Raw genomic sequence first — 26,015 nt, forward strand, 5'->3', positions numbered from 1 at the left:
GTGCAGATCAGCAGGGAGCAGTTGGTCCAGGTGCTGCGCACCGAGGGCGACAACGACACCGCGGACAAGGTGGAGGGGGACCTGCCGGAACAGATCGACACCGACCGGGACGGCGATGCGCTGGCCGCGGCCGGGCTCGACCGCACCCAGCTGATGGCCAAGCTGGCCGGCGGCTCGTTCGGGGGCACGCTGGCCCCGTGACCGGTGGGCCCGCCGGCGTGCGGCGGGCCCACCGGCATCAGCCGGCGAAGGGGCGCTCGCGGGCCAGTTCCTCCTTGGCGACCCCGCGGATGTGCACCGCGTCGGGGCCGTCGACGATCCGCAGGGTTCGGGCGCTGGCGTAGAACCGGGCCAGCACGGTGTCGCCGCTGACCCCGGCACCGCCGTGCAGCTGGATGGCCCGGTCGATGACGTCGAGGGCCACCCGCGGTGCGGCCACCTTGATCGCGGAGATCTCGGTGCGGGCGCCCTTGGCCCCGAACCGGTCGATCAGGTCGGCGGTCTGCAGCACGTAGAGCCGGGCCTGGTCGATCTCGATCCGGGAGAGGGCGATCGACTCCCGCACGGTGCCCTGCTCGGCGAGCGGCCGGCCGAAGGCGACCCGGGACTTCGCCCGCTCGACCATCAGCGCGAGCGCCCGCTCGGCCATGCCGATGGCGCGCATGCAGTGGTGGATGCGGCCGGGCCCGAGCCGGGCCTGGGCGATCATGAAGCCGTCGCCCTCGCCGGAGAGGATGTTGGACACCGGCACCCGGACGTCGGTGAACCGCAGCTCCGAGTGGCCGTGCTGGTCCTGGTACCCGAACACCGGCAGGTGCCGGACGATCTCCAGGCCCGGGGTGTCGCGCGGCACCAGCACCATCGACTGCTGGCGGTGCGGCGGGCCGTCCGGGTCGGTCTTGCCCATCAGGATGAAGATCTCGCAGCGCTCGTCCGCGGCGCCGCTGGTCCACCACTTGCGGCCGTTGATGACGTACTCGTCGCCGTCCCGGACGATCGAGGTCTGGATGTTGCGGGCGTCGGAGCTGGCGACGTCCGGCTCGGTCATGGCGAAGCCGGAGCGGATCTCGCCCTCCAGCAGCGGGGTGAGCCAGCGGGCCTTCTGCTCCTCGGTGCCGAAGAGCATCAGGGTCTCCATGTTCCCGGTGTCCGGGGCCCCGCAGTTGGTCGCCTCCGGCGCGATCACCGGCGACCAGCCCATGATCTCGGCGATCGAGGCGTACTCGAGGTTGGTCATGCCGCCGAGTTCGTGGTGGAACAGGTTCCACAGGCCGCGCGTGCGCGCTTCGGCCTTGAGGTCCTCCAGGACCGGCGGGTGGGCGTGGTCGTCGTGGCCGCGCGCGGCGCGCCACTCCTCGTACACGGGCTCAGCGGGGAAGACCTGCTCCCGCATGAAGTCCCACATCCGGCCACTGACGTCCTCGGCCTTGGCGGAGAGGGTGAAGTCCATGGACGGACGTTAGCGCCGGACGTGACGCAGGACGCACCGGGGTCTGGCACCCGGTGCCAGACACGCGACCGCCCGGACACCGGGGTGGGTGTCCGGGCGGTCGTGGTCGCGCCGGTGAGCGGGCTCGCCCGACGTCAGCGACGCAGGGACTGGTCCGATCCGTGCGTGCTGTCGACGGTCTTCACCGGGCCCAGGGCGATGGCCAGGCCGGCGATGACGCTGGCCAGGTGCAGCCAGTTGTCCGCCCAGTTGATGCTGAGGAAGTTCAGCGGCTCCTCCTCGCCGGCGGCGAACAGGCCGTAGATGAAGGCCGCCCCGTAACCGACGGCCAGCAGCCATCCGTACGTGCGGGCGGTGCTCAGCTTCCTGGCCAGCGCGATGCCGGCCAGGCCGATGACCAGGTGGACGATGTTGTGCAGCGGGTTGATCGAGAACCCGATGATCGTCTCGTCGGTGTGCTCGGCGAAGTCGTCGAAGCCGGTGATGAAGAAGCCGACGATCCCGACGAGCGTGTAGACGACACCGATCGCCATGGCGAGCATCTGCGGCCAGGTCATCCCTCGGCGGCCGGCGCCGGGCGAGTCTGCGTTGGACATGGGTGCCTCCGTGTTGTCTCCGCCCGCCAGGTGCTCAGCGGGCCTGCACAGCCAGTTCCCAGACTCCCGGCACGAAAACGGCCACCACCCGAACGGGTGGTGGCCGTTGCCGAAACGTCATCTCAGGCCGGGCGGGGCGTCGCCTTTGGTCGCCGGACGACGAACGGGCCGATCGCGAGCAGGTCCACCGGCGCCGAGCCGAAGCACTCCAGCGCGTCCCGGGGGTCGTCGACCATCGGCCGGCCGGCGGTGTTCAGGCTCGTGTTCACCACCACCGGCAGCCCGGTGCGCCGCTCGAACGCCGAGATCATCCGGTGCACCAGCGGGGACTCCGCCGGGTCGATCGTCTGGATCCGCGCCGTCCCGTCGACGTGGGTGACCGTGGGGATGCGCTCCCGCCACTCGGGGGCCACGTCGTGCACGAAGAGCATGTAAGGCGAGGGGATCGGCCCGCGGCTGAAGATGTCCGGCGCCCGCTCCAGCAGGACCATGGGGGCCACCGGGCGGAACTGCTCCCGGCCCTTGACGTCGTTCATCCGCTCCAGGTTGGCCTCGAAGCCGGGGTGGGCGATGAGCGACCGGTGGCCCAGCGCCCGCGGGCCGTACTCGCTCCGGCCCTGGAACCAGGCGACGATGCCGTTGTCGGCCAGCACCTCGGCCACGGCCTCGGCCACGTCGTCCGGACGCTCGTAGTCGATCGCCGCGGTGATCAGCACCTGCTCGATCTCGTCGTCGAACCAGCCCCGGCCGAGCGCGGCACCCGGCATCGGCTGGGTCTCCTCGCCGAGCTCGCGGGCCACGTGCAGGGCGGCACCCAGCGCCGTCCCGGAGTCCCCGGCGGCCGGCTGCACCCAGACCTGCTCGAACGGGCTCTCGGCCAGGATCCGCGTGTTGGCCACGCAGTTGAGCGCCGTGCCGCCGGCCAGGGTGAGGGTCTTCTCACCGGTCTGCTCGTGCACCCAGCGGGCCAGGTCGATCAGCACCTCCTCCAGCCGCTGCTGCACGCTGGCGGCCAGGTCGGCGTGGTCGGAGGTCCACTGGTCGCCCTTGCCCAGGCGCGGGGCGAACTCGGTGTAGTCGATCGGCTCGGTGCGGAAGCCGCCGTCGTCGGTGGCCCGGATCAGCTCGGTCAGGTCGCCGACGAACCGCGGCTTGCCGTAGCTGGCCATCGCCATGACCTTGAACTCGTCGGAGCTGCGCAGGAAGCCCAGGTGGTCGGTGAGGTCCTCGTACATCAGGCCCAGGGAGTGCGGCAGCGCCTGACCGGCGAGCACCTCGAGCTGGCCGTCGACGTAGCGGCCCGCCAGGTGGCTGTGCGCCTCACCGCGGCCGTCGAGCACCAGCACCGCGTTGTCCCGCTGGGGGGCGCCCAGGCCGGCGGAGGCCGCGTGCGCGACGTGGTGCTTCACGAAGCGGACCTTCGCCGGGTCGAGGCCGGGCAGGGCGTGCGCCAGGAAGTCCGGGGCCATCTCCGCGTACTTCTTGCGCATGACGTCGCCGTCGTCGAACAGCCCGGACTCCTCCGGGGTGCTCATCAGCGCAGGGTCGAAGGAGTAGGCGACCGCGTCCAGCTCCTCGGGGCGGATGCCGGCCTCGCGCAGGCACCAGGCCGCGGACAGCTCGGGCAGCTCCCAGGCGCTCCAGGGGAGCGGGCGCTTGCCGTGCTTGCGTCGGCTGAACCGCTCCTCCTCCGCCGCGGCGATGACCTTTCCGTCGACGACCAGCGCCGCCGACGGGTCGTGGTAGATCGCGTTGATGCCCAGGACCTTCACGTGCGCACTCCTCCCGGCCGGGCTCCAGCGGCCCGGTCCCCGTTCATGATCACGCCGGAGTCCGGTCGCCGCACGGTGAGCCGCCCGGATCACGTCCGCCGGTGGTCGAGGTGGGGCGCCGACCTGCCGATGTGCTGACCGAGGCCCGAGCGGACGGCCTCCGGAACGCGGAGGAGACGCGATGACGACAGCTGGCTCGGGGAGCGACCTCCCCGAGATCAACACGGTCGTGGACCTGGAGCTGGCGGCGCACGCCTCCCCGCTGGTCAGCTGGGTCCGGGAGAGCACCTCGGAACAGCTGGTGCTGGTGGCCGGCCAGGACGACGAACGGCGACCGGTGCGGCCGGCCGCGAACGAGGCGCTGACCGTCGTCTGGAAGGGGGCGGACGGGCTCCGGGCGCTGCCGGTGGAGTTCCTGGCGGTCCGCCTGGGCGGTCCCGAACCGCTGTGGGAGCTCCGGCCGACCGGACCCCCCGTGCGGGCCCAGCGCCGCGACGCGGTGCGGAGCCCGCTGGTCCTCCCCGTGTGCGTGACCCTTCCCGGGGGAGAGCTCACCGGCGCGACCCTCGACCTGAGCGAGGGCGGCTGCCGCTGCGCCATCGAGTCGCGCGCCGGTGTGCGGATCGAGGTCGGCACGGTCGTGCCGGTGGCCCTGGAGCTGGGCGGGGAGCTGATCCGGACCGAGGCCGAGGTCGTGCGCACGCTGCCGCTGGCCGGCGAGCGCACCCAGCTGTCCCTGCGGTTCATCGGGCTCGGCGAGCGGCACGAGGACCGCATCCGGGCGCTGGTCTTCGCCGAGCTGCGGGAGCGCCGGAGGCGCGGCCTCCTCTGAACCCGGGCGGCTCAGCCGCCGGTGCGCTCCCGCAGCAGGTCGTGGTCGCGCACGGCCCGGAGCGCCAGCGTCTTGTAGCCGACCTCCTCGAACAGGACGACGACGCGGTCGTCCTCGTGCCGCATGACGACGCCGGGGCCCCACTCGGTGTGCTCGACGGGCAGGTCGACCGGGAAGGGATGGTCGGCGTCGGCGGTGTGCTGCTCCTGCGAGAGCCCCGCGCTGCAGTTGTCGCAGTTGCCGCAGGGCTCGTCGAGCTGCTCGCCGAAGTAGCCGAGCAGGAACTGCCGCCGGCAGCCGGTGGTCTCGGCGTAGCCGCGCATCATCTCCACCCGGCTCTCGTCCACCCGCACGTGGTGCTCGGCGAGCTCCCGGGCGGCAGCGGCAGCCTCTCCGGCGGGCGGGGCGTCCGGGGCCGGTGACGCCGTCCCCTCGTCGTCCACGACGACGGCGCCCGCCTGCTCCAGCAGGTTGAGGTCGCGCACCAGCGGGGTCGCGGCGCGGCCCGTCTCCTCCCGCAGGTCGCGGACGTCCACGCCGTCCATCCCTGCCGCCGTCCCGGCCTGCACCAGTCCGGCGACCTGCTGCAGCTCCTCCTCCGCCGGGGCGCCGGCCGCGAAGAACCGGCGCAGTCCCAGGTCCTCCTGGCGGTGGACCAGCACGGCCACCGCCGGCTCGCCGTCGCGGCCGGCCCGGCCGATCTCCTGGTAGTAGCTGTCGATCGAGTCGGCCGGCTCGGCGTGCACGACGAACCGGGTCTCCGGCTTGTCGATGCCCATGCCGAAGGCGGTGGTCGCGACGACGACGTCCAGCTCGTCGGCCATGAACTGCCGCTGCACCTCCTCGCGATCGCCCTTCTTCAACCCGGCGTGGTAGGCCCGCGCACGTATCCCGCGCTCGGCGAGGGCGTCGGCGAGCTCCTCGGTGCTCCGGCGGGTGGCGCTGTAGACGATCCCGCTCCCTCGCCCGGTCAGCTCGACCACCCGGTCCAGGACGGCGGTGTGCTTGGCGTGCGCGTCGGCCCTCTGCTCGACCTCCAGCCGGATCTCCGGCCGGTCGAAGCCGGCGACGACGACCTCCGGCTCGGTCATCTCCAGCCGTTCGACGATCTCGGCCCGCACGGGTGGCGCGGCGGTCGCGGTCAGGGCCAGCACGGTCGGGTGCCCCAGCTGCTGGACCACCCCGCCCAGCCGCAGGTAGTCGGGGCGGAAGTCGTGCCCCCAGGCGGAGACGCAGTGCGCCTCGTCGACGACGAAGAGCGCCGGGGCCGCCGTCCGGAGCGCCGCGACCACCTCCGGCTTGGCCAGCTGCTCCGGGGCGAGGAAGCAGTAGCGGACCGTTCCGTCACGCACGCCGTCCAGCACCGCCTGCTGCTCCAGCGCGGACAGACCGGAGTTGAGCACCGCCGCCCGGCCGACCCGCTCCTCGCCCAGCTCCTCCAGACGCTGCACCTGGTCGCGCTGCAGCGCGATGAGCGGCGAGACGATCACGACCGGGCCGTCGAGCAGCAGCCCCGTGACGGTGTAGACGGCGGACTTGCCGGCCCCCGAGGGCAGCACGGCGAGGGTGTCGCGGCCGGCCGCGACCGCCTTCATCGCCTCTTCCTGGCCGGCCCGGAAGTCCTCGAACCCGAGCACCTCCCGGGCGGTCTCCCGGATCCGCCGGGTGCGGACGGAGGCGGAGCCACCGGCGGTGGTCTTCGGGTCGGCGGCGCGCTGCTCGGTCTGGGTCACCGACCGCGACTTCCCGACCCCCGAGATCGACAAACGACCCGCAGGCCGGGCCCGGGGCCGCTGCCGTGGACGGCTCGGCATCGTCACTTCCCCGGGGCCGAGCTCAGTTCCAGGAGTCGAGCCAGAAGCGCAGGTCCAGGCTGTCGGACTCCAGCGGGATCCCCAGCCAGACCGGGGCGAAGAAGGCGAACCCGGCGGCGGAGAGGGCGAGCACCACACCGCCGGCCAGCCGCGGTCGGCGGGTCGCCTGCACGGCACGGACGAGGCCCAGGGCGATGAACGGCACCACGGGGACCATGTAGAAGAAGTAGCCGGGCTTGTTCGCGGCCAGCCAGGGAGCCCACAGCAGCAGCAGCGGGACCAGGACGGTGGCCGCGACGCGGTCCCGGCGGGCGACCGCGCGCCAGATCAGCACCGGGTAGGCCAGCAGCGCCGGCCACCACAGGCCGGGGTTGCCGAGCATGACGATGCGCGCCCGGGTGTCCGGCGGCACCTCGCACTCGTCGGCCTCCTGCTGCGCGGTCGTGCAGCTCTCTGCGTAGACCAGCACCGGCCGCTCCAGCCAGGGCCAGCCCAGCGGGCTCGACCGGTACGGGTGGCTGGCCTCCAGGCCGAGGTGGTAGTCGACCAGGTCGACCTGGCTCTGCGCCCACGTCTGCAGCCGGTCGCCCGGCGAGGTGCCGCAGTCCCCGGCCTCGCAGGCCTGCTGGGCGGCGTGGCTCTCGGGGTAGTTGGCGAACCAGCCCGCGAAGCTGGCGACGTAGACGGCGGCCGGGACCATCAGCAGGCTCAGCACCGCCCCGCCGGTGACCGCACCGGCGCGGCGGGCGGCGGCGCGGAACGTCTCGCCCCGGCCGCTGAGCTCGGTGCCGAGCACCAGCAGCCCGGCGACGCCGACGGCGATCAGGCCGGTCCACTTGGTGGCCACCGCGAGCCCGAGCGTGAGCCCGGCCAGCCAGCGGTACCGGGAACCGAGGAAGGACCGGCGCAGCGTCTCACCGGCCGTGCGGGTCCGGGTGCGCGCGTCCCGGTCCAGGAGGACCAGCCAGAAGGTGGCGACGACGAACAGGCCCAGGGCTGCGTCGAGCATGGCGATCCGGCTCGACGTCACCGCCAGGCCGTCCAGGGCGACGAGCGCGGCGGCGAGCGCGGCCGGGGCGGTGCGGCGGAACAGTCGGAGCCCGCTGAGGTACGTCAGCAGCACCGTCAGCGATCCGGCGGCGGCCATGCCGACCCGCCAGCCGAAGGGGGTGGCGCCGAACAGCTCCATGCCGGCGGCGATCACCCACTTGCCCATGGGTGGGTGGGCCGGGCGGCCCTCCTCGACGCCCCGGACCAGGTAGTCGGAGGCGTCGACGGCGTAGTACTTCTCGTCGAAGTAGAGACGGTCCGGGTCGCCGAGGTCCCAGAACCGGATGGCGGCGGCCAGGGCCAGCAGTGCCAGCGGCACGCCCCACCGCGCGACCCCCGGGGGCACCCGCCGGACCGACGACGGGCGGCGCCCGGAGGCGCCGCCCGTCTCTCGCTGCGCGACCGTGGATGCGGTTGCGCTCACTGGTCGCGTGCCCCAGTGGTCAGTCGGGGACTCAGCCCTCGGTCTCGGTGACGTCGACGTCGAACTCGGTCTCGGTCTCGACCTCGAGCTCGGTCTCGGTCTCGACGACCTCTTCCTCGACCTCGGTCTCGGTCTCGGTCGGCTCGAGGGTCTCGGTGACCTCGGTCTCGACCTCCTCGGTCTCGGTGAGCTCCTCGGTCTCGGTGACCTCGACGGTGCCGTCGTCGTCTGCGTTCTCACCGGAGCAGCCAGCGGCGCCGAAGATGAGCAGGCCGGAGAATGTGGCGGCAGAGACGCCGCGGACGAGCTTGTTCATGGGGTGCTCCTGTGTTCGGGGGAAGCGGTCGGGCAAAGGCATGTCCGCATATCGCCGCCCTCACACACCGAATGGGCATAACGATCAGGTCACAGCAGGTGAATCGTCCCTCTGCACACGAATCGCACAACGATCCGGTAACGGCGGGTGTCGCCCAAATGATGTTGCAGAACGGGGTGTCCGAGAGGTCGGGACTGGTAATGGCGGGACCGTGAACCCTCGGTCCGTGTGCGTCTGCGTCCCCACCTACCAGGAGCGGGAGAGCCTCCCGCGCACGCTCGACGGCGTCCTGCACGCGGTCCCGGACGCCCACGTCCTGGTGATCGACGACAACAGCCCCGACGGCACCGGCGAGCTCGCCGACCGGCTGGCCGCCGAGGACCCGCGGGTGCACGTGCTGCACCGTCCGGGCAAGGAGGGGCTGGGGCCGGCCTACATCGCCGGCTTCCGCTGGGCGCTGGCCGAGGGCTTCGACGTGGTGGCGCAGATGGACGCCGACGGGTCGCACCGCCCCGAGGACCTGCCCCGCCTGCTGGCGGCACTGAGCGGAGCCGACGCCGTGCTCGGCTCCCGCTGGGTGCCCGGCGGTGCCGTCGCCGACTGGCCGCACAGCCGTGAGCTGCTGAGCCGCACCGCCAACCGCTACGTGCGGGCCGTGCTGCGGCTGCCGGTGGGCGATGCGACCGGTGGCTTCCGGGCGTTCCGTCGGCACACCCTGGAGCGCCTGGACCTCGACGGCGTGCAGAGCCAGGGCTACTGCTTCCAGATCGACATGACCCGCCAGGTGTGGGAGCGCGGACTGCGCCTGGTCGAGGTGCCGATCCTGTTCGTGAACCGGGAGTTCGGCGAGAGCAAGATGAGCTCGCGGATCATCCGCGAGGCGCTCGTCCGGGTCACCGCCTGGTCGCTGACCTCCCGTCGGCCGGCCGCCACGTCGGTGCGGCCGGCGAGCAGCGGTGCGGAGCGACTCGTCCACCGGATCGCCGCCTGACGAACCGTGGTCCGCGCATGCGGACGATCGACCCGTTGTCCGCCCGCAGATGCGGAACTAGGGTGCTCCCGTGTCCACCTCCTACCGGATCGCCGAGGCCGCTGCGCTGCTCGGCGTCAGTGACGACACGGTCCGGCGCTGGATCGACAGTGACCGGCTGCCGGCGACCCGTGGCGGGGGCCCGGCGCAGGTCGACGGCGTGGCGCTGGCCCGGGTGGCGGCCGAGCTGCACGAGGCGCCACAGCCGGGTGCCACCCGCTCGTCCTCGGCCCGCAACCGGCTCACCGGGATCGTCACCCGGGTGGTCCGCGACACCGTGATGGCGCAGGTGGAGATCCAGGCCGGGCCGTTCCGGGTGGTGTCGCTGATGTCCCGGGAGGCCGCCGACGAGCTGGGCCTGGAGCCCGGCGTCCGGGCGGTGGCCACGGTGAAGGCGACCCAGGTCAGCGTGGACGTGCCGTGAGGCGGTCGGCGGCCGGCGCGCTGCTGCTGGCCCTCGCTGGTTGCGGGGTCGACGACGGCGGGCGGTCGATCGAGACCGATGGCGAGCTGTCCGGCACCCTCACCGTCTTCGCGGCGGCCTCGCTGACCGACGTCTTCACCGACCTCGGCGACCACCTGGAGTCCGACCACCCGGGATTGGACGTGCAGTTCACCTTCGCCGGCAGCTCCGCGCTGGCGACCCAGGTGGCCCAGGGCGCACCGGCCGACGTCCTCGCCTCCGCCGACGAGGAGCAACTGGCCGCGGTCGCCGACCTCGGTGTCGGTGACCCGGCCGTCTTCGCAGAGAACACCCTGGTCATCGCCGTCCCGGCGGGCAACCCGGCCGACGTGACCGGCCTCGCCGACCTCGCCGACCTGGGGCGGACCATCGCCCTGTGTGCCGCCGAGGTGCCGTGTGGTGTGGCCGCCGCGCAGGTGTTCGACGCCGCCGGCCTGACGCCGGCGCCGGACACCCTGGAGCAGGACGTGCGTGCGGCGCTGACGAAGGTGCAGCTCGGTGAGGTCGACGCGGCGCTGGTGTACGCCACCGACGTCGCTGCGGCCGGCTCCACGGTGGAGGGCATCGACGTCCCCGAGGCCGCCGACGTGGTCAACCGCTACCCGCTGCTGGTGCTCGAGAGGGCACCCAACCCGCTGGCGGCGAGGGCGTTCGTCGATCTGGTGCGCTCCGACGGCGGCCGGCAGGCCCTCACCGACGCCGGCTTCCGCCTCCCGTGACCCACCCGATCCCACCAAAATGGCCATTCTGGTGGCGGAGACGGGGCGGCGGGGTGCCGGCGCCGCTGCTCGTGCCGGCGCTGCTCGGGGTGGCGTTCCTGGTGCTGCCGCTGCTCGGGCTGCTGGTGCGTGCGCCGTGGTCGGAGATCGGCCCGCAGCTCGCCCGCCCGGGCGTCGGCGAGGCGTTGCGGCTGTCGCTGGTCTCGGCCACGCTGGCCACCGCCGTCTCGCTGGTCCTCGGCGTCCCGCTCGCCTGGGTGCTGGCCCGGTCGCAGCTGCGCGGCCGGTCGGTGCTGCGGGCGCTGGTGACCGTGCCGCTGGTGCTGCCGCCGGTGGTCGGCGGGGTCGCGCTCTTCCTGGTGCTGGGCCGGCAGGGGATCGTGGGCCGCTGGCTGTTCGAGGCCACCGGCTTCTCGCTGCCGTTCACCACCGGGGCGGTCGTCATCGCCGAGGCGTTCGTGGCGATGCCGTTCCTGGTGATCAGCGTGGAGGGCGCGCTGCGCGCCGCCGACGCCCGCTTCGAGGACGCCGCCGCCACGCTCGGCGCCGACCGGTGGACCACGTTCCGCCGGGTCACCCTCCCCCTGGTCGCGCCGGGGGTCGCCGCCGGGGCGGTGCTCTGCTGGGCGCGGGCGCTGGGGGAGTTCGGCGCCACGATCACCTTCGCCGGCAACTTCCCGGGGACGACGCAGACCATGCCGCTGGCGGTCTACCTGACCCTGCAGCGGGAGCCGGAGGCGGCGATCGTGCTGAGCCTGGTGCTGCTCGGCGTATCGCTGGCCACCCTGCTGCTGCTGCGCGACCGCTGGCTGGGGCGAGGGGCGGTAACGTGAGCCTGGCCGCACACGTCGTCGTCCGGCGCGGGTCGCTCGAGCTGGACGTGCAGCTGGCCGTGGCCGACGGTGAGGTGCTCGCCGTCCTGGGTCCGAACGGGGCCGGGAAGTCCACCGTCCTGCGGGTGCTCGCCGGGCTGCTGCCTCCCGACGGGGGGCGGGTCGTCGTCGACGGCGACCAGGTCTGGGACTCCCCCGAGGAGCACCGGCCCGCGCACGAGCGGTCGCTGGGCATGGTGTTCCAGGACCACCTGCTGTTCCCGCACCTCTCCGTCACCGACAACGTCGCCTTCGGGCTGCGCACCCGTGGCGTCCGCCGGACCGACGCGCGGGCGACCGCCGGGGACTGGCTGGCCCGGGTCGGCCTCACCGGGCTCGGGGACCGCCGTCCCGGGCAGCTGTCCGGCGGGCAGGCGCAGCGGGCGGCGCTTGCCCGGGCGCTGGTGGGGGAGCCGCGGGTGCTGCTGCTGGACGAGCCGCTGTCGGCGTTGGACGCCCGCACCCGGCTCACCGTGCGGGCCGAACTGCACCGGCACCTCACCGACTACACCGGCAGCGCCGTCCTGGTCACCCACGACCCGGTCGACGCGATGGCGCTGGCCACCCGGGTGGTGGTGGTCGAGGACGGCCGGGTGGTGCAGGCCGGCACCCCGGCGGAGGTCGCCCGGCGCCCGCGCACCGACTACGTGGCCCGGCTGGTCGGTCTGGTCCTGCTGGCGGGCACGGCTGCGGGGACGACGGTCGAGCTGGACGGCGGCGGCGCGGTCGCCGTGGCCGAGGACGTCGCCGGCCCGGTGTTCGTCGCCGTCCGGCCGGAGTCGGTGGCGCTCTACCTGTCCCGGCCCGCCGGGAGCCCGCGCAACGTGTGGCCGCTCCGGCTGGTCGCGGCCACCCCGCACGGTTCGGTGGTGCGCTGCGACCTGGCCGGGGAGGTGGCGCTGACCGCCGACATCACCGCCACCTCCTTCGCCGAGCTCGGGCTGGCGCCCGGTGCCGGGGTCTGGGCCTCGGTCAAGGCGTCCGAGGTCGCCGTCTACCCCCGGTGACCGGCCCAGCTCAGCGCAGCCGCCGGAACGTCGTCCGGATCTCCTCGACCAGCAGCTCCGGCTGCTCCAGCACGGCGAAGTGCCCGCCGGCGGCGACCTGGTCGAAGTGCAGCAGGTCGGTGTAGCGGCGCTCGACCCAGCGGCGGGACTTGCGCACGTACTCCCCCGGCATGATCGTGATCCCGGTCGGGAGGTCGATGGGCGCCGCGCCGGCGGGCGGCCCCCAGTGGGCCTGGCTCAGCTCCCAGTACATCCGGGCGGAGGACGCCGCGGTGCCGGTCAGCCAGTACAGCATGACGTCGTCGATCATCTCGTCGACGTCGAAGACCGCCTCGGCGTCCCCGTGCGCGCCGCCGACGTCCTGGAACATCGCGTAGATCCACGAGGCCAGCCCGACCGGGGAGTCCGACAGGGCGTAGCCGATCGTCTGCGGCCGGGTGGACATCTGCTTGGCGTAGCCGGACAGGACCTCGTCGTAGTAGCGGGCCTCGGTGAGCATCTGCTGCTCCTCCGGCGTCGCCTCGGCCATCTCCTGCGGGGTCGGCCAGAACATGGCCATGTTCAGGTGCATGCCGGCCAGCCCGGTGGGCGTGGTGGCCGTCAGCGCGGCCATCTCCTCGGTGACCCCGGCGCCGAGGTCACCGCCCTGGGCGACGAAGCGGTCGTAGCCCAGGCGGGCCATCAGCGTGACCCAGGCGCGGGCCGTGCGCGGCAGGTCCCAGCCGGTGGTGGTGGGCCGCTCGGAGAAGCCGAAGCCGGGCAGGCTCGGGATCACCAGCGAGAAGGCGTCCTCGGCGCGGCCGCCGTGCGCCACCGGGTCGGTGAGCGGCCCGATCACCTTGCGGAACTCCAGGACCGAGCCGGGCCAGCCGTGGGTCATGACCATCGGCATCGCGTCCGGCTCGGGTGAACGGATGTGCAGGAAGTGCACGTCCAGCCCGTCGATGGTGGTCACGAACTGGTCCCAGCCGTTGAGCAGCGCCTCGGTGGCCCGCCAGTCGTAGCCGGTCCGCCAGCGCTCGGCCAGGGCCTGGACCTTGGCCAGCTGCGGGCCCTGGCTGGTGTCGGGGACGGTCTCGGCGTCCGGCCACCGGGTGGCGGCCAGCCGCTGCTGCAGGTCGTCGAGCTGGGTCTGTGGCACGTCGATGGTGAACGGGCGGACCGCGTCGGTGGCGGTCGTGTCGGAGCTGGGGTGCGTCGTCGTGCTCATGCTCGGCTGCCTCACGGTCGTCGGTCGATCGGATCATCTGAATGGCAGACGATCTGTTGGGCGGACGGTAGCACCCACGTACGATGTGGCGGTGACGAGCAGTCGAGAGCCGGTGGACCCGGCCGCCCCTGGGCTGGAGGACGAGCTGGGGTGGTCGCTGCACCGGGTGGCCACGGCCTTCCGGCAGACGGCCCTCACCGCGGTCGACAACCTGCCCGGCGGCCCGCGCGGCTACCAGGTGCTGGTCGCGGTGCACGCCGGGCCGCCGTCCTCCCAGCTCGCGCTCGCCCAGCGGCTGGCCATCGACAAGACGGCGATGACCTACCTGGTCGACGAGCTGCAGGACGCCGGGCTGGTCACCCGCCGGCCCGACCCCGCCGACCGGCGGGTGCGCCAGGTCGTGGTCACCCCCGAGGGGCGCGCGGCGCTGGAGCGGTCCCGGTCCGCGCTGCGGGCGGTGGAGGGCCGGCTCCTCGGCGACCTCGATGCGGACGAGAGCGCCCAGCTGCGGCGCCTGCTGGCCCGGGTGGCGCACGCCAGCGACCAGGTGGAGCCCTGCCTGACCAGCGAGCAGGTCCGCTCGGGGGCCACCGGATGACCTCCGACGCACCCGTGGCCGGGCTGGTGCTCGCTGCCGGCGGCGGCCGCCGGTACGGCATGCCGAAGGCGCTGGTCGAGTACGAGGGCAGCCTGCTGGTCGAGCGGGCGGTCCGGACGGCGGCTGCGGTCTGCGACCCCGTCCTCGTCGTGCTCGGCGCCCAGGCGGTCGACGTCTGGCGCACCGCCGACCTGGCCGGCGCCACCGTGCTGGCCAACCGCGACTGGGAGAGCGGCATGGCCTCCAGCCTGCGCACCGGCCTGGACGGGCTGCGCGGCTGGCCCGGGCGAGTCGACGCCGTGCTGGTGCAGTTGGTCGACATGCCGGGGATGACGCCCGCCGCGCTGGCCCGGCTGGCCGAGCACGCGGCACCCGACGCCCTCGCCGTCTCGACCTACGACGGTGTGCGCGGGCACCCGGTGTTGCTGGGCCGCGAGCACTGGGCCGGCGTGGCCGCGACGGCGACCGGGGACGAGGGGGCCCGGGCCTACCTGGCCGCCCACGAGGTCACCGAGGTCGACTGCACCGGTCTGGCCGACCCCACCGACCTGGACCACCCGCCGACCCAGGCATAGGAAGCTCTACACCCGGTTCTGCGCCCGACACCGGGTGGAAAGCCTCCTGTGCCTGGGCAGTGGGAGCGCGGGTACCTTCGCCGCCGTGGAGACGATCCTGGCCCGGGTGACCGAGGAGCCGCTGTCGGTCGCCGAGCACGAGGCGGCGGTGGCGGACGAGGCGGCCGGCGCGGTGGTCTCGTTCGCCGGCGTGGTCCGCGACCACGACGGTGGCCGCTCGGTCACCGAGCTGGAGTACACCGGGCACCCGACCGCCGCTGAGCTCATCGCCGAGATCGCCGCCGAGTTCGCCGCCCGTCCGGAGGTCCAGGCCGTCGCCGTCTCCCACCGGATCGGCCTGCTGGGCATCGGCGACGTCGCGCTGGCCTGTGCGGTCAGCGCCGCCCACCGGGGCCAGGCGTTCACCGCGTGCGCCGAGCTCGTCGACGAGGTGAAGGCCCGGCTGCCGATCTGGAAGCGCCAGGTCTTCTCCGACGGCCAGGAGGAGTGGGTCGCCTGCCCGTGACGGGTGGGCCGCCTGTGACGCCGTGTTTGCCCTGCGGGCCGTCGGCATGGCATAAACGCACGGACTCGACTCCAGCCCAGGGGCGAGTGCTCCTCCGGTGAACCGCGGGTGGCGGAACGACCGGGAGGTCCCACATGCCCTGGCGGGCTGGTGAACTGATCGTCGAGGCGATGCCCTCGGGCTTCCTGGCCTTGAACGGCGACTGGCGGATCACCTACGTGAACCAGGCCGGCGTGACGATCCTCGGCCTGCCCCGCGACGAGTTGGTCGGTACCGACTTCTGGGAGACGTTCCCGGCCAACCGGGACAACGAGTTCGGCCGGGCCTACCGGCGCGCGGTCGCCACCGGGGAACCGGTCAGCGTCGAGGGCTTCTACCCGCAGCCGCTGAACCGCTGGTTCGAGGTGCAGGCGATCCCGGCCGAGGACGGCCTGCTCTGCTACTTCTCCGACGTCACCGACCGTCGCGCCAGCCGGGAGCGGCTGGCGATGCTGGCCCGGGTGAGCGCCGAGCTGGCCGGCACCCTGGACGTCGACTCCGCGGCCAGCCGCATCCCGCGGCTGATCGTCCCGGTGCTGGGCGACTGGTGCGTGCTGACCGTGCTGGACGACGACGGCCGCCCCCGGGACGTCGGCTGGTGGCACGTCGACCCCGCCCGCCGGCCGCTGGTGGAGCGGTACGCCGCTGTGCGGCTGAGCTCGATGCCGGTGACCTCGCCCGTGGTGCGGGCGCTGCTCGGCGAGACCGTCATCGCCGCCGCCGGTGACGTGGCCGCCCTGATGCCCGAGGGGCAGGCCCGCGACCTGCTGGGGCTACTCGGGCCGCACTCCGGGGTGACGCTGCCGCTGCGCGGCCGGGGGCGGACGCTGGGTGCGCTGACGCTGTACTTCGACGGCGACCGGGTGATGGACGAGCCGGACCTGGCCACCGCGCAGGAGGTCGCCGACCGGGCCGGCCTGGCGCTGGACAACGTGCGGCTGTTCTCCCAGCAGCGCCAGCTGGCCGAGGAGCTGCAGCGCAGCCTGCTCACCGGGGCCTTCACCCACGACCAGGCCGAGGTGGTCGTCCGGTACACCCCGGCGGCCGAGGCGGCCCGGGTGGGCGGGGACTGGTACGACGCCTTCCTGCAGCCCTGCGGGGCGACGATGCTGGTCATCGGCGACGTCGTCGGGCACGACACCGCAGCGGCCGCGGCGATGGGCCAGCTGCGCTCGCTGCTGCGCGGCATCGCGACCTACAGCGACGCCGGCCCGGGGGAGGTGCTGCGCGGCCTGGACGCGTCGATGGCCCAGCTGGAGGTCGGCACCTACGCCACGGCAGCGGTCGCGCGGTTCGAGCAGACCCCCGACGAACTGGCCCGCGGCGTCACCCGGATGCGCTGGAGCAACGCCGGGCACCTGCCCCCGCTGGTGATCAACCCCGACGGAACGCTCGCCGCCCTGGCCGACTGGCGGGGCGAGCTGTTGCTCGGCGTCGACGCCGAGACCTCCCGCGGGGAGTCGGTGGTCACGCTGGACGGCGGGACGACGGTGCTGCTGTTCACCGACGGCCTCATCGAGAGCCGCGGCGGCGATCTGGACCAGGGGATGGCCCGGCTGCGGGCGGCCGCCGCAGAGCTCGCCGGGCGGTCCCTGGACGAGCTCTGCGACGAGTTGCTCGACCGGCTCGTGCACGGGCAGCCCGAGGACGACGTCGCCCTGGTCGCCATCCGCCTGCGCGGGTGACCCCGTTGGGCCGGCGGCGTCAGTGCGCGCCGGCGCCGGCCAGTCCGTCGTCGTCCCGGCGGTGGCGGTCGCGGTCGGCGCGCTCCTCCTCGGCCTCGGCCTCCAGGCGGCGGGCCTCGCCGTCGATGGTGGCCGCGGCGTCGCCGTGCGACTCGCCGTAGACCTGCTCGGCGCGGCCCAGCAGCTCCTCGGCCTTCGCCTTGGCCTTGTCGAACACGCTCATCGGGGGCTCCTCATCCGCCGGCAAAGGGAGGCAGGACGTCCACCACCGTGCCGGGCGTGAGCACCAACGCGCGGTCCCGGGTGGAGGTTCCGTCGACCAGGAACGAGCAGGCGGTCAGCACCCGCTCCAGCCGCTCGCCGTGCGCGTCGGTGAGCTGACCGACGAGCTCGGCCAACGTGCCGGCCTGCCGCGTCTCGGTGTCGACGCCGACGGCGGCGCGGGCGCCGGCGAAGTAGCGCACCGTCACGGTGGGTGCGGTCATCTCAGCCCCCGATCGCGGACATGGGGCGGGTGGGCTGCAGGAAGCTCGGGTCGTCGATGCCGTGCCCGGGGAGCTTGGACAGCGTCGCGATCCGCCAGCGGTCGGCGATCTCCGCGTCGTCGGCCCCGCCGCGCAGGGCGCTGCGCAGGTCGGACTCCTCGCGGGCGAACAGGCAGTTGCGGATCTGCCCGTCGGCGGTGAGCCGGGTCCGGTCACAGGCACCGCAGAACGACCGGGTCACCGAGGCGATGACGCCGACGGTCAGCCCGGTGTCGTCGACCAGCCACCGCTCGGCCGGGGCGGCGCCCCGCTCCTCGACGTCCGGCGTCAGCGTGTGCGCGGCGGTGAGCCGGGCCAGGATGTCCTCGGCGGTCACCATCTCCCCGCGCGTCCAGGCGTGGTGGGCGTCCAGCGGCATCTGCTCGATGAAGCGCAGCTCGTAGCCGTGCTCCAGGCAGTACTCCAGCAGCGGGACGGCGTCGTCCTCGTTGATGCCGCGCATCAGGACGGCGTTGACCTTGACCGGCGTCAGGCCGGCGTCCCGGGCGGCCTGCATGCCGGCGAGGACGTCGGGCAGCCGGTCGCGGTGGGTGATCTGCTTGAACCGCTCCCGGTCCAGGGTGTCCAGGCTGACGTTGATCCGGTCCAGGCCGGCGGCCGCGAGCGCCGGGGCCATCCGGGACAACCCGATCGCGTTGGTGGTCAGGCTGACCTCCGGGCGCGGGCGCAGCGCCGTGGTCGCCGCGACGATCCCGGGCAGCCCGGGGCGCAGCAGCGGCTCGCCGCCGGTGAACCGGACCTCCTGGATGCCCAGGTGCTCCACCCCGATCCGGACCAGCCGGACGACCTCGTCGTCGGTCAGCTGCTCGACCTTGGGCAGCCACTGGAGCCCCTCGGGCGGCATGCAGTAGGTGCAGCGCAGGTTGCACCGGTCGGTCAGCGAGACCCGCAGGTCGGTGGCGGTGCGCCCGTGCCGGTCGACGAGCCCGCCGCTGCCCGGGGTCACCGTCGGGCGCACCCGCGGGTCGGGGAGGGAGCTGGGAGTCGTCACGGCCCGAATGTAGTGCTGCCGGGCCGGTTCTGCGGAGTCCGTTCCCCTGATCGTCGAGGACGGTTGCACAGGTGGTGCGCCGGACGTGTCCCCGGTCCCGGGTGCAGGCGGGGACACGCCCGGCGCAGGCAGACCGCGGGCGTCAGCGCGCCAGGAGCTGCGTCATGACGTCGGCCACCGTGCCGCGCGGTTCGGCTCCGGCGTCCGCTGAACGCCAGGCGACCACGCCGTCGGGGCGGATGAGCGTGGCCCCGGTCGGCCCGATGCCGAACGCCGCCGGGAAGCGGCCCTCCGGGTCCTGGACGACGCCACCGGCGCCCACCCGGTACGCACGCAGAGGCAGGTCCGTGGAAGCGGCGAGTTCCGCCACGACGTCGCACCACACCTGGCCGTCCGTCCCGGCCAGGAGGACGAAACCAGCCCCGAACAGGTCTAGGACGGATGCCGGCCGGCCGTCCGCCTCCACCGGGATGTGCGGAGCGCGTGTTCCCGGCCGGCCGGACGGCTCCCGGGGGTCGACCAGCAGCGACTCGTCGTCCTCGCCTTCGCCGGTCATCACCGCCGCGGAGCGGTAGATCGTCCCGAGCTCGATCGAGGGGTCGTCGAGCGGGGCGGCGAGGTCGTCCCGGGGGAGGGACGGATCCACCCGGAGGGCGTACCGGGTGTACGCCTGCTCGACGGTCAGGTCGCTGACCGGGCGGCGCTCCTGGTCGTAGCTCGCCAGCAGCCCTGCACCGGCGATGCCGCGGGAGACCAGTGCCAGCCGCCAGGCCAGGCCGTGGGCGTCGGCGACCCCGGTGTTCCCCCCGAAGCCCCCGGTGGGGGGCATGACGTGGGCGGCGTCCCCGATCAGGAAGACCCGGCGGTCCTGGAACGACGCGGCGTGCGCCGCCTCCGCCGTCCAGCGCTGCACGTCGTCGATGCGCACGGAGATGTCCGTGCGTCCCAACGCCTGGTGGACGAACTGCACGCAGCGGGCCTCGTCGAGGTCCTCGGCCACGTGCGTGTCACGCGTCCCGTCGGGGTTGCTCGAGGAGAAGACGGCGAGGAACCCCGAGTCACCGGTGATGGAGAACCGGAAGAAGCCCAGCAGGCCCGGCTGGTTGACGTAGACCACGCTCAGGTTCCGGTCGCCGAGGAGCTCACGCATGTCGGCCTGGAAGTAGATGGTGATGCACTGGGCGAACGGCGGGCGGCCGACCATGTCGATGCCGGACCGTGCACGGATGGCGCTGTGCGCGCCGTCGGCCGCGACCAGGTAGTCCGAGCGGACGGTGGACTCCTGGCCGTCGTCCCGGGACCGGATGACGGAGGTGACGCCGTCGTCGTCCTGCTCGAAGCCGACCAGTTCGGTGGCGTACCGGTGCTCGGCACCGAGGGCGCGAGCCCGCTCCCGGAGCACGGGCTCCAGGCCGATCTGGGTGATGAACAGCCGTCGGGTCGGGCTCAGCTCCTCGACGCCCTCGTTGAACGATCGGTAGAAGTACTGCATCTCCGGGTTGCTCAGCGTCGAGACGGAGACGATCGCACCGTCCTGCACGAACTCCTTCTCGGCGGCGGCCTCCACGGCGTCCTGCAGGCCCACTCCGCGGAAGATCTCCATGGTGCGCTGGTGGAAGGAGGCCGCGCGCGGGTGCACGGCCGTGCCCCGGTGTCGCTCGACGAGGAGGTGGGACACGCCCTGCGTGGCGAGGTGTACCGAGGCGGTCAACCCGGTGAGGCTGCCACCCACGACGAGGACAGAGACCTGGACATCGGGCACGGGGCAGTCCTGTTCGACTCGGGAACGGATCACGGCCGTCGCGGCGGGTTGTCCGCTCTACGGACGCCGCCCGGCTCGCCTACTGTGGCGACGGTCACACTCGGCTGTCAAGTGAGTCGGTGAGGCCGCTCGCGGCCGGACCGTGGCCCGCCGTGACTCGGTCATCTGTCCGCTTCTCGGGCGCAGCCCGGTCTTGAGGCAGCGCACCAGGTGGGGCCCGCCCGGCGATACCCCGTGGTGCGGCAGGGCGGTGCCCCGGTCTGGCGGACGGCGGGGCGCGTGGACTGATGCCCGTCGGGGAACAGGCAGACGCTGCTAGGTTCGGTGGGCCACCCGAGGGTCCGGCGGGCATCCCCCGCACTCGCCTGTGGCCAGGAAGCGCGAGAACCATCTGTGTCTCCCCGCACCGTCTTCAGCCCCTACGCCCGGCTGTTCACCGTCCCCGGCGCCCGGGCCTTCTCCCTCGCCGGTTGGTTCGCCCGCGTGCCGATGGCCACCGTGGGCCTCGGCTCGGTGCTGCTCGTCCAGGCGGAGTCGGGCAGCTACGCCCTCGCCGGGGCCATCGCCGGCACGCTGTCGCTCGCCTTCGCCGTCGCCAGCCCGCAGTGGGCCCGGGTGATGGACCGCTACGGGCAGAGCCTCGTGCTCCGCTGGACGGCGCTGGCCTACCTCGTGCTGGGGCTGTCGTTCGTCGCGGTGGTGCTGGCCGGCGCCCCGGTCTGGACGTGGTTCGCCCTCGCCGTGCTGGCCGGGGCGAGCGGCACCAGCATCGGCTCGGTGGTGCGCAGTCGCTGGGCGCACGCGCTGGACGACCCGGCCCAGCGGCAGACCGCCTTCGCCTTCGAGTCGGTCGCCGACGAGATCGTGTTCGTCACCGCGCCGCCGCTGGTGACCTTCCTGGCCGCGCTGGTCTCCCCGCCCGCCGGCTTCCTGACCGGGCTGCTGGTCGGGGTCATCGGCGGCCTGGTGATGTCCCGGCTGGAGGCGACCGCGCCGCCGGTCACCCCCCGGGTGGCCGGGCAGCCGCACGTGCGGATCCGGGTGCTCACCTCCGGGCTCGTCGCCGTCGCGGTCACCTACCTGGCCATGGGCACGGTCTTCGGCGCGATGGACGTGGTCGTCGTCGGCTTCGCCGACGCGGAGGGCCGGCCGGCCATGGCCGGGGTGGCGCTGTCGGCGTACGCCGCGGGCAGCCTGGTCGCCGGGCTCGTCTACGGCGTGGCCCGGCTGCCGGGCGCGCTGGTCACCCGGTTCCTCGGCTGCGCGCTGCTGTTCGCCGTCGCCGCCCAGACGCTCTACCTGGTCAGCTCCCTGACGCTGCTGATCGGGCTGGCGTTCCTGGCCGGTCTCACGATCGCCCCGGTGCTGGTCGCCGGGATGTCGCTGGTGGAGTCCCGGGTGCCGCGGGCGGCGCTCACCGAGAGCCTGACCTGGACCTCGACCGGCCTCACCGTGGGGGTCACCGCCGGCTCGGCGCTGGCCGGCACGGCGGTCGACCGGTGGGGGGCGGAGGCGGCCTTCGCCGTCCCGGCCCTGGGCGCCGCACTCACCGGGGTGCTCGGGGTGGCCGCGTGGGCGGTGCTCCGCCGTCCGGACCAGGTGGTCGCCGAGGTGGCTCCGGCCACCTCGCACTGACCACAGCCCGCCCTGGCCCGCCGCCGTACATTGGACAGACCGTCCGCGCCACCCGAGGAGACCCGGCACCACGATGAGCACCGTCCCGAGCACGGAGCTCCGTCCCGACGCCGCGACCGGTGAGGTGCTGGCGCAGGCCTCCCGGCGGCGGACGTTCGCGGTGATCAGCCACCCCGATGCGGGGAAGTCGACGTTGACCGAGGCCCTGGCGTTGCACGCGCGGGTGATCGGGCAGGCCGGTGCGGTGCACGGCAAGGCCGGGCGGCGGGGCACGGTGTCGGACTGGATGGACATGGAGAAGGCCCGCGGCATCTCCATCACCTCCGCGGCGCTGCAGTTCGAGTACCGCGATGCGGTGGTGAACCTGCTGGACACCCCCGGGCACGCGGACTTCTCCGAGGACACCTACCGGGTGCTGACCGCGGTGGACGCCGCCGTGATGCTCATCGACGCCGCCAAGGGCCTGGAGGCCCAGACGATGAAGCTGTTCGCGGTGTGCCGGCACCGCGGCATCCCGGTGATCACCGTGGTCAACAAGTGGGACCGCCCCGGCAAGGACGCCCTGGAGCTGATGGACGAGGTCGCCCAGCGCACCGGCCTGGAGCCCACCCCGCTGACCTGGCCGGTCGGCATCTCCGGGGACTTCCGCGGCGTGCTGGACCGCCGCGACGGCACCTACCGCCGGTTCACCCGCACCGCCGGCGGAGCCACCATCGCCCCCGAGGAGACCCTGACCGCCGCCGCCGCTGAAGCCCGCGAGGGAATCGACTGGACCCGGGCGGTCGAGGAGAACGAACTGCTGGACGCCACCGAGGCCGACCACGACCAGGAGCGGTTCCTGGCCGGCGAGACGACGCCGGTCATCTTCGCCTCGGCGGTCTCCAACTTCGGCGTCGGCGCCCTGCTGGACGTCCTGGTCGACCTGGCTCCCCCGCCGCCCGCGCGGCCGGACGCCGACGGCGTCCCCCGGCCGATCGAGGCGTCGTTCAGCGCCTTCGTGTTCAAGGTGCAGTCGGGCATGGACGCCGCCCACCGCGACCGGCTCGCCTACATCCGGATCGCCTCCGGGGTGTTCGAGCGCGGCATGGTCGTCACCCACGCGACCACCGGCCGGCCGTTCGCCACCAAGTACGCCCAGCACGTGTTCGGCCGGGAGCGGGAGAGCGTCGACACCGCCTACCCCGGCGACGTCGTCGGGCTGGTCAACGCCAACGCGCTGCACGTCGGCGACACCCTGTACGCCGGCACGAAGGTCACCTTCCCGCCGCTGACCACCTTCGCCCCCGAGCACTTCGCGGTGATGCGCGGCAAGGACACCGCCAAGTTCAAGCAGTTCCGCCGCGGCGTCGGCCAGCTCGGCTCGGAGGGCGTGGCCCAGGTGCTGCGCTCGGACCGCCGCGGCGACCAGGCGCCCGTGCTCGCCGTCGTCGGCCCCATGCAGTTCGAGGTGGCCGCGCACCGGATGGCTCAGGAGTTCGGCGCGCCGGTCGAGCTGGACCACCTGCCGTACCAGGTCGCGGTGCGCACCGATGCCGCCTCCGCCCCGGCGGTCGCCGCGGCCCGCGGGGTCGAGGTCTTCGAGCGCGAGGACGGCGAGCTGCTGGCGCTGTTCATGGACAAGTGGGACCTGCGCTCGCTCCAGCAGCGCAGCCCGGAGCTGACGCTGGAGCCGATGGTGGCCGCGCAGCTGAGCTGAGGCGGGAGACTGTCGCGGTGACCACGCGACAGCCCCCCAGCCGCCCGGCTCCGCTGGACGCCGGCACCCGGGCCGCCCGGGCCGCCGGCAACGCCGGCCAGCCCACCGTCGAGTTCGCCGAGGCGACCCCCTACGAGCAGTACGTGGGCGTGCGCCAGCTGCAGGCGCTGGTCCGGCCGGTGACCGAGCACCCGGCCGAGCCCGCGTTCCTGGTGGTCACCCAGGTGATGGAGCTGTGGTTCACGCTGCTGCGCCGGGAGTGGGAGCTGGCCCAGCGACAGCTGCGGGACGACGACCTGGACGCCGCGATCGGCTCGATCCGCCGGTCGGTGCACCACCTGCGGTCGCTGGACGCCAGCTGGGGCTCGCTGCTCTGGCTGACCCCCGCGGAGTTCAACGGCTTCCGTGACCAGCTGGGCGAGGCGTCGGGCTTCCAGTCCTACGAGTACCGGCACGTGGAGTTCCTGCTCGGGCTCAAGGCGGAGTCCGTCGTCCGGCCGCACCGCGGCCTGCCGGTGGTGCACGCGGATTTACAGCGGGCACTGGCCGGGCCGTCCCTGGAGGACGACGTCCTGGCGTACCTGGCCCGCCGCGGCCTGCCGGTGCCGGCCGCCGTGCTCGAGCGCGACCGGACGGTCACCCACGAGCCCGATCCCGCCGTCACGGCGCTGTGGGCCGAGGTCTACACCGACCCACGGCCGGGCAACGAGCTGTTCACCCTGGGCGAGGCGCTCACCGACGTCGCCGAGGTGTTCACCACCTGGCGGCAGCGGCACGTCACCGCCGTCCGCCGGGCGATGGGCGCCAAGCCCGGCAGCGGCGGTTCGGCCGGGCTGGCCTGGCTCGAGCGCAGCGCCGCGCGGGTGGTCTTCCCCGACCTGTGGGAGGCGCGCACCGTCGTCTGAGCCGCATTCCCGATCCATCGGTGAGATCAGTCGCGGGTAGCGACCGTGAGCCCGGGTAAGGGATGTGGCAGGCCGGTCGCGCCCCATGAGGTCGCGCGCCGCCACCCAGACCGTCCGACGCTTGGAGGACCCCCCATGGCCACCGTGCCCACGATCACCCTGAACAACGGCGTGCAGATCCCGCAGCTGGGCTTCGGCGTCTTCCAGATCAAGCCCGAGGACACCGTCGAGGCCACCCGCACGGCCCTCGAGGTCGGCTACCGGCACATCGACACCGCCGAGATGTACGGCAACGAGGCCGAGGTCGGCGAGGCCGTGCGGCAGTCCGGCATCCCGCGCGAGGAGGTCTTCGTGACCTCCAAGCTCAACAACGGCTTCCACGCCCGCGAGGACGCGCTCAAGGCGTTCGACCAGACGCTGGCGGAGCTGCAGTTCGACTACCTGGACCTGTTCCTCATCCACTGGCCGCTGCCGGGCATCGAGGTCGACTACGTCGAGACCTGGAAGGCCATGGAGGAGATCTACCGCTCCGGCCGGGCCAAGTCGATCGGCGTCTCGAACTTCAACCCGCATCACCTGCGCAAGCTCTTCGCCGACAGCGAGGTGCGCCCGGTGGTGAACCAGATCGAGGTGCACCCGTACTTCGCGCAGAACGACGTGCGCGCGTTCAACGGCGACCACGAGATCCGCACCGAGGCCTGGGCCCCGATCGCGCAGGGCAAGGTGCTCGAGGACGAGGTCCTCAACCGGATCGGCGAGAGCCACGGCAAGACTGCGGCCCAGGCCGCCCTGCGGTGGCACGTCCAGCGCGGCGACATCATCTTCCCGAAGTCGGTCACCCGCAGCCGGGTCGAGCAGAACTTCGACCTCTTCGACTTCGAGCTCTCCCAGGCCGAGATGGCGGAGATCGACGGCCTCGACCGCGCGGACGGCCGCAACGGCCCGAACCCGGACGAGTTCAACTACATCCCCAGCTGACCAGGGCCCCCGCTGCGCAGCGGGGTCCGACCGACGGCCGTCGTCCCCTCGGGGACGGCGGCTGCCGGCCTGTCCGGGGCCTGTGCACGGTCTCCGGTCGCTCTACACGCCCCGCAGCCCGTGCACGGTGTGCAGAACGCGCAGAGCGCTCGGGGCGGGCTCAGCGGGGGGCGGCGGCGAGCAGTGCGGCCCGGACGGCGGCCAGCACGGCCTCGCGGTCCACGCCGTCCTCGTGGGCTGCGCGGGCCAGCTCGGCCGCCAGCGCACGCACCCGCTGCTCCGCCGGTGCGGGCGCCGCTGCCCCGCCGGTGACCACCGTGCCGGTGCGCCGGCGGCTGGCCACCAGCCCTGCGGCCTCCAGCTCGGCGTACGCCCGGGCCACCGTGCCCGTGGCCACCCCGAGGTCGGCGGCGAGCGCCCGCATGGTGGGCAATCGGGCCCCCTCGGTGAGCACCCCGCTGTGCACGTACGTCGCGATCTGGCCGCGGATCTGCTCGTACGGCGGGATGGCCGCCCGCACGTCGACGGTGAGATCGAGGGCCACAG

27 protein-coding genes and 1 pseudogene are annotated in these 26,015 nt (G+C 73.6%); 16 read left to right on the top strand and 12 right to left on the bottom strand.

Annotated elements, in window-relative coordinates; translation table 11 throughout:
• Positions 1 to 201 (top strand): hypothetical protein, encoded by a 201-nt coding sequence (locus O2W20_RS01875; RefSeq protein ID WP_164700673.1) that lies wholly within the window; start codon positions 1 to 3, stop codon positions 199 to 201.
• A 37-nt stretch (positions 202 to 238) separates the two neighbouring features.
• Here the strand turns inward: O2W20_RS01875 and O2W20_RS01880 are convergent, their stop codons facing one another.
• The 3 genes from O2W20_RS01880 to O2W20_RS01890 form a co-directional block, all read right to left on the bottom strand.
• Positions 239 to 1,450 (bottom strand): acyl-CoA dehydrogenase family protein, encoded by a 1,212-nt coding sequence (locus O2W20_RS01880; protein WP_269170054.1) that lies wholly within the window; start codon positions 1,448 to 1,450, stop codon positions 239 to 241.
• A 134-nt stretch (positions 1,451 to 1,584) separates the two neighbouring features.
• On the bottom strand, positions 1,585 to 2,046 hold the full coding sequence (locus O2W20_RS01885) for a DUF4383 domain-containing protein (protein ID WP_269170055.1): 462 nt from the start codon (positions 2,044 to 2,046) through the stop codon (positions 1,585 to 1,587).
• 122 nt (positions 2,047 to 2,168) lie between these two features.
• Complete coding sequence (locus tag O2W20_RS01890) at positions 2,169 to 3,818, bottom strand: carbamoyltransferase family protein (protein WP_269170056.1); 1,650 nt, start codon at positions 3,816 to 3,818, stop codon at positions 2,169 to 2,171.
• Between the two features lie 181 nt (positions 3,819 to 3,999).
• On the opposite strand from O2W20_RS01890, the gene O2W20_RS01895 reads away from it, so the two are divergent.
• Positions 4,000 to 4,650 (top strand): flagellar brake protein, encoded by a 651-nt coding sequence (locus O2W20_RS01895; RefSeq protein WP_269170057.1) that lies wholly within the window; start codon positions 4,000 to 4,002, stop codon positions 4,648 to 4,650.
• 11 nt (positions 4,651 to 4,661) lie between these two features.
• Here the strand turns inward: O2W20_RS01895 and O2W20_RS01900 are convergent, their stop codons facing one another.
• From O2W20_RS01900 to O2W20_RS01910, 3 genes are all read right to left on the bottom strand, one after another.
• Positions 4,662 to 6,383 (bottom strand): RecQ family ATP-dependent DNA helicase, encoded by a 1,722-nt coding sequence (locus O2W20_RS01900; protein ID WP_269170058.1) that lies wholly within the window; start codon positions 6,381 to 6,383, stop codon positions 4,662 to 4,664.
• Between the two features lie 103 nt (positions 6,384 to 6,486).
• Complete coding sequence (locus O2W20_RS01905; RefSeq protein WP_269170059.1) at positions 6,487 to 7,833, bottom strand: phospholipid carrier-dependent glycosyltransferase; 1,347 nt, start codon at positions 7,831 to 7,833, stop codon at positions 6,487 to 6,489.
• Positions 7,834 to 7,969: 136 nt separating this feature from the next.
• Positions 7,970 to 8,254, bottom strand: a complete 285-nt coding sequence (locus O2W20_RS01910) for a hypothetical protein (RefSeq protein WP_269170060.1) — start codon at positions 8,252 to 8,254, stop codon at positions 7,970 to 7,972.
• Between the two features lie 226 nt (positions 8,255 to 8,480).
• On the opposite strand from O2W20_RS01910, the gene O2W20_RS01915 reads away from it, so the two are divergent.
• The 6 genes and pseudogenes from O2W20_RS01915 to O2W20_RS22740 all read left to right on the top strand — a co-directional run bounded on the left by O2W20_RS01915 (position 8,481) and on the right by O2W20_RS22740 (position 12,345).
• On the top strand, positions 8,481 to 9,245 hold the full coding sequence (locus O2W20_RS01915) for a polyprenol monophosphomannose synthase (RefSeq protein ID WP_269170061.1): 765 nt from the start codon (positions 8,481 to 8,483) through the stop codon (positions 9,243 to 9,245).
• A 70-nt stretch (positions 9,246 to 9,315) separates the two neighbouring features.
• The gene (locus O2W20_RS01920; RefSeq protein ID WP_269170062.1) at positions 9,316 to 9,708 is read left to right on the top strand and encodes a TOBE domain-containing protein; all 393 of its coding nucleotides are present in this window, start codon (positions 9,316 to 9,318) and stop codon (positions 9,706 to 9,708) included.
• Positions 9,705 to 10,466, top strand: coding sequence for a molybdate ABC transporter substrate-binding protein (gene modA, locus O2W20_RS01925; protein ID WP_269170063.1), 762 nt, complete (start codon positions 9,705 to 9,707; stop codon positions 10,464 to 10,466). Before O2W20_RS01920 ends, modA begins: the two co-directional genes overlap by 4 nt.
• 53 nt (positions 10,467 to 10,519) lie before the next feature.
• A complete protein-coding gene (locus O2W20_RS01930) occupies positions 10,520 to 11,299 on the top strand; it encodes an ABC transporter permease (protein ID WP_269170064.1) in 780 nt (259 codons plus the stop codon).
• A gap of 47 nt (positions 11,300 to 11,346) precedes the next feature.
• A pseudogene (locus tag O2W20_RS22735) lies at positions 11,347 to 11,769 on the top strand (ATP-binding cassette domain-containing protein); the annotation flags it as partial.
• A gap of 120 nt (positions 11,770 to 11,889) precedes the next feature.
• On the top strand, positions 11,890 to 12,345 hold the full coding sequence (locus O2W20_RS22740) for a TOBE domain-containing protein (protein ID WP_442928935.1): 456 nt from the start codon (positions 11,890 to 11,892) through the stop codon (positions 12,343 to 12,345).
• Between the two features lie 10 nt (positions 12,346 to 12,355).
• Here the strand turns inward: O2W20_RS22740 and O2W20_RS01940 are convergent, their stop codons facing one another.
• Positions 12,356 to 13,555 (bottom strand): epoxide hydrolase family protein, encoded by a 1,200-nt coding sequence (locus O2W20_RS01940; RefSeq protein WP_269170066.1) that lies wholly within the window; start codon positions 13,553 to 13,555, stop codon positions 12,356 to 12,358.
• 91 nt (positions 13,556 to 13,646) lie between these two features.
• On the opposite strand from O2W20_RS01940, the gene O2W20_RS01945 reads away from it, so the two are divergent.
• The 4 genes from O2W20_RS01945 (at position 13,647) to O2W20_RS01960 (ending at position 16,957) form a co-directional block, all read left to right on the top strand.
• Positions 13,647 to 14,153 (top strand): MarR family winged helix-turn-helix transcriptional regulator, encoded by a 507-nt coding sequence (locus tag O2W20_RS01945; RefSeq protein ID WP_269170067.1) that lies wholly within the window; start codon positions 13,647 to 13,649, stop codon positions 14,151 to 14,153.
• Positions 14,150 to 14,728 carry a nucleotidyltransferase family protein gene (locus tag O2W20_RS01950; RefSeq protein WP_269170068.1) on the top strand — a complete coding sequence of 193 codons (579 nt, stop codon included), beginning with the start codon at positions 14,150 to 14,152 and terminating at the stop codon, positions 14,726 to 14,728. The genes O2W20_RS01945 and O2W20_RS01950 overlap by 4 nt, the downstream gene beginning before the upstream one ends.
• An 85-nt stretch (positions 14,729 to 14,813) precedes the next feature.
• A complete protein-coding gene (locus O2W20_RS01955) occupies positions 14,814 to 15,233 on the top strand; it encodes a molybdenum cofactor biosynthesis protein MoaE (RefSeq protein WP_269170069.1) in 420 nt (139 codons plus the stop codon).
• A gap of 134 nt (positions 15,234 to 15,367) precedes the next feature.
• Positions 15,368 to 16,957, top strand: coding sequence for a SpoIIE family protein phosphatase (locus O2W20_RS01960; protein ID WP_269170070.1), 1,590 nt, complete (start codon positions 15,368 to 15,370; stop codon positions 16,955 to 16,957).
• A gap of 19 nt (positions 16,958 to 16,976) precedes the next feature.
• Here O2W20_RS01960 and O2W20_RS01965 read toward each other — a convergent pair whose 3' ends face one another.
• From O2W20_RS01965 to O2W20_RS01980, 4 genes are all read right to left on the bottom strand, one after another.
• Positions 16,977 to 17,180 (bottom strand): hypothetical protein, encoded by a 204-nt coding sequence (locus O2W20_RS01965; RefSeq protein ID WP_269170071.1) that lies wholly within the window; start codon positions 17,178 to 17,180, stop codon positions 16,977 to 16,979.
• A gap of 10 nt (positions 17,181 to 17,190) precedes the next feature.
• Complete coding sequence (locus O2W20_RS01970; RefSeq protein ID WP_269170072.1) at positions 17,191 to 17,442, bottom strand: MoaD/ThiS family protein; 252 nt, start codon at positions 17,440 to 17,442, stop codon at positions 17,191 to 17,193.
• Position 17,443: 1 nt separating this feature from the next.
• Positions 17,444 to 18,493: a GTP 3',8-cyclase MoaA gene (gene moaA, locus O2W20_RS01975; RefSeq protein ID WP_269170073.1), complete on the bottom strand. Its 1,050-nt coding sequence runs from the start codon at positions 18,491 to 18,493 to the stop codon at positions 17,444 to 17,446.
• A 142-nt stretch (positions 18,494 to 18,635) separates the two neighbouring features.
• Complete coding sequence (locus tag O2W20_RS01980) at positions 18,636 to 20,255, bottom strand: FAD-dependent monooxygenase (protein ID WP_269170074.1); 1,620 nt, start codon at positions 20,253 to 20,255, stop codon at positions 18,636 to 18,638.
• Positions 20,256 to 20,648: 393 nt separating this feature from the next.
• Between O2W20_RS01980 and O2W20_RS01985 the strand changes: the two genes are divergently transcribed.
• The 4 genes from O2W20_RS01985 (at position 20,649) to O2W20_RS02000 (ending at position 25,469) form a co-directional block, all read left to right on the top strand.
• Positions 20,649 to 21,890, top strand: a complete 1,242-nt coding sequence (locus tag O2W20_RS01985; protein WP_269170075.1) for an MFS transporter — start codon at positions 20,649 to 20,651, stop codon at positions 21,888 to 21,890.
• A 73-nt stretch (positions 21,891 to 21,963) separates the two neighbouring features.
• On the top strand, positions 21,964 to 23,586 hold the full coding sequence (locus O2W20_RS01990; RefSeq protein WP_269170076.1) for a peptide chain release factor 3: 1,623 nt from the start codon (positions 21,964 to 21,966) through the stop codon (positions 23,584 to 23,586).
• Between the two features lie 17 nt (positions 23,587 to 23,603).
• Entirely contained in the window at positions 23,604 to 24,491 is an 888-nt protein-coding gene (locus tag O2W20_RS01995; RefSeq protein WP_269170077.1) for a tryptophan 2,3-dioxygenase, read from the top strand.
• 135 nt (positions 24,492 to 24,626) lie between these two features.
• The gene (locus O2W20_RS02000; protein ID WP_269170078.1) at positions 24,627 to 25,469 is read left to right on the top strand and encodes an aldo/keto reductase; all 843 of its coding nucleotides are present in this window, start codon (positions 24,627 to 24,629) and stop codon (positions 25,467 to 25,469) included.
• 160 nt (positions 25,470 to 25,629) lie between these two features.
• On the opposite strand, the gene O2W20_RS02005 is transcribed toward O2W20_RS02000, so the two are convergent.
• Complete coding sequence (locus tag O2W20_RS02005) at positions 25,630 to 26,013, bottom strand: GntR family transcriptional regulator (protein ID WP_269170079.1); 384 nt, start codon at positions 26,011 to 26,013, stop codon at positions 25,630 to 25,632.
• Between the last annotated feature and the right edge of the window lie 2 nt (positions 26,014 to 26,015).

This window comes from Modestobacter sp. VKM Ac-2982 (genome assembly GCF_026967935.1).
GTDB lineage: Bacteria > Actinomycetota > Actinomycetes > Mycobacteriales > Geodermatophilaceae > Modestobacter.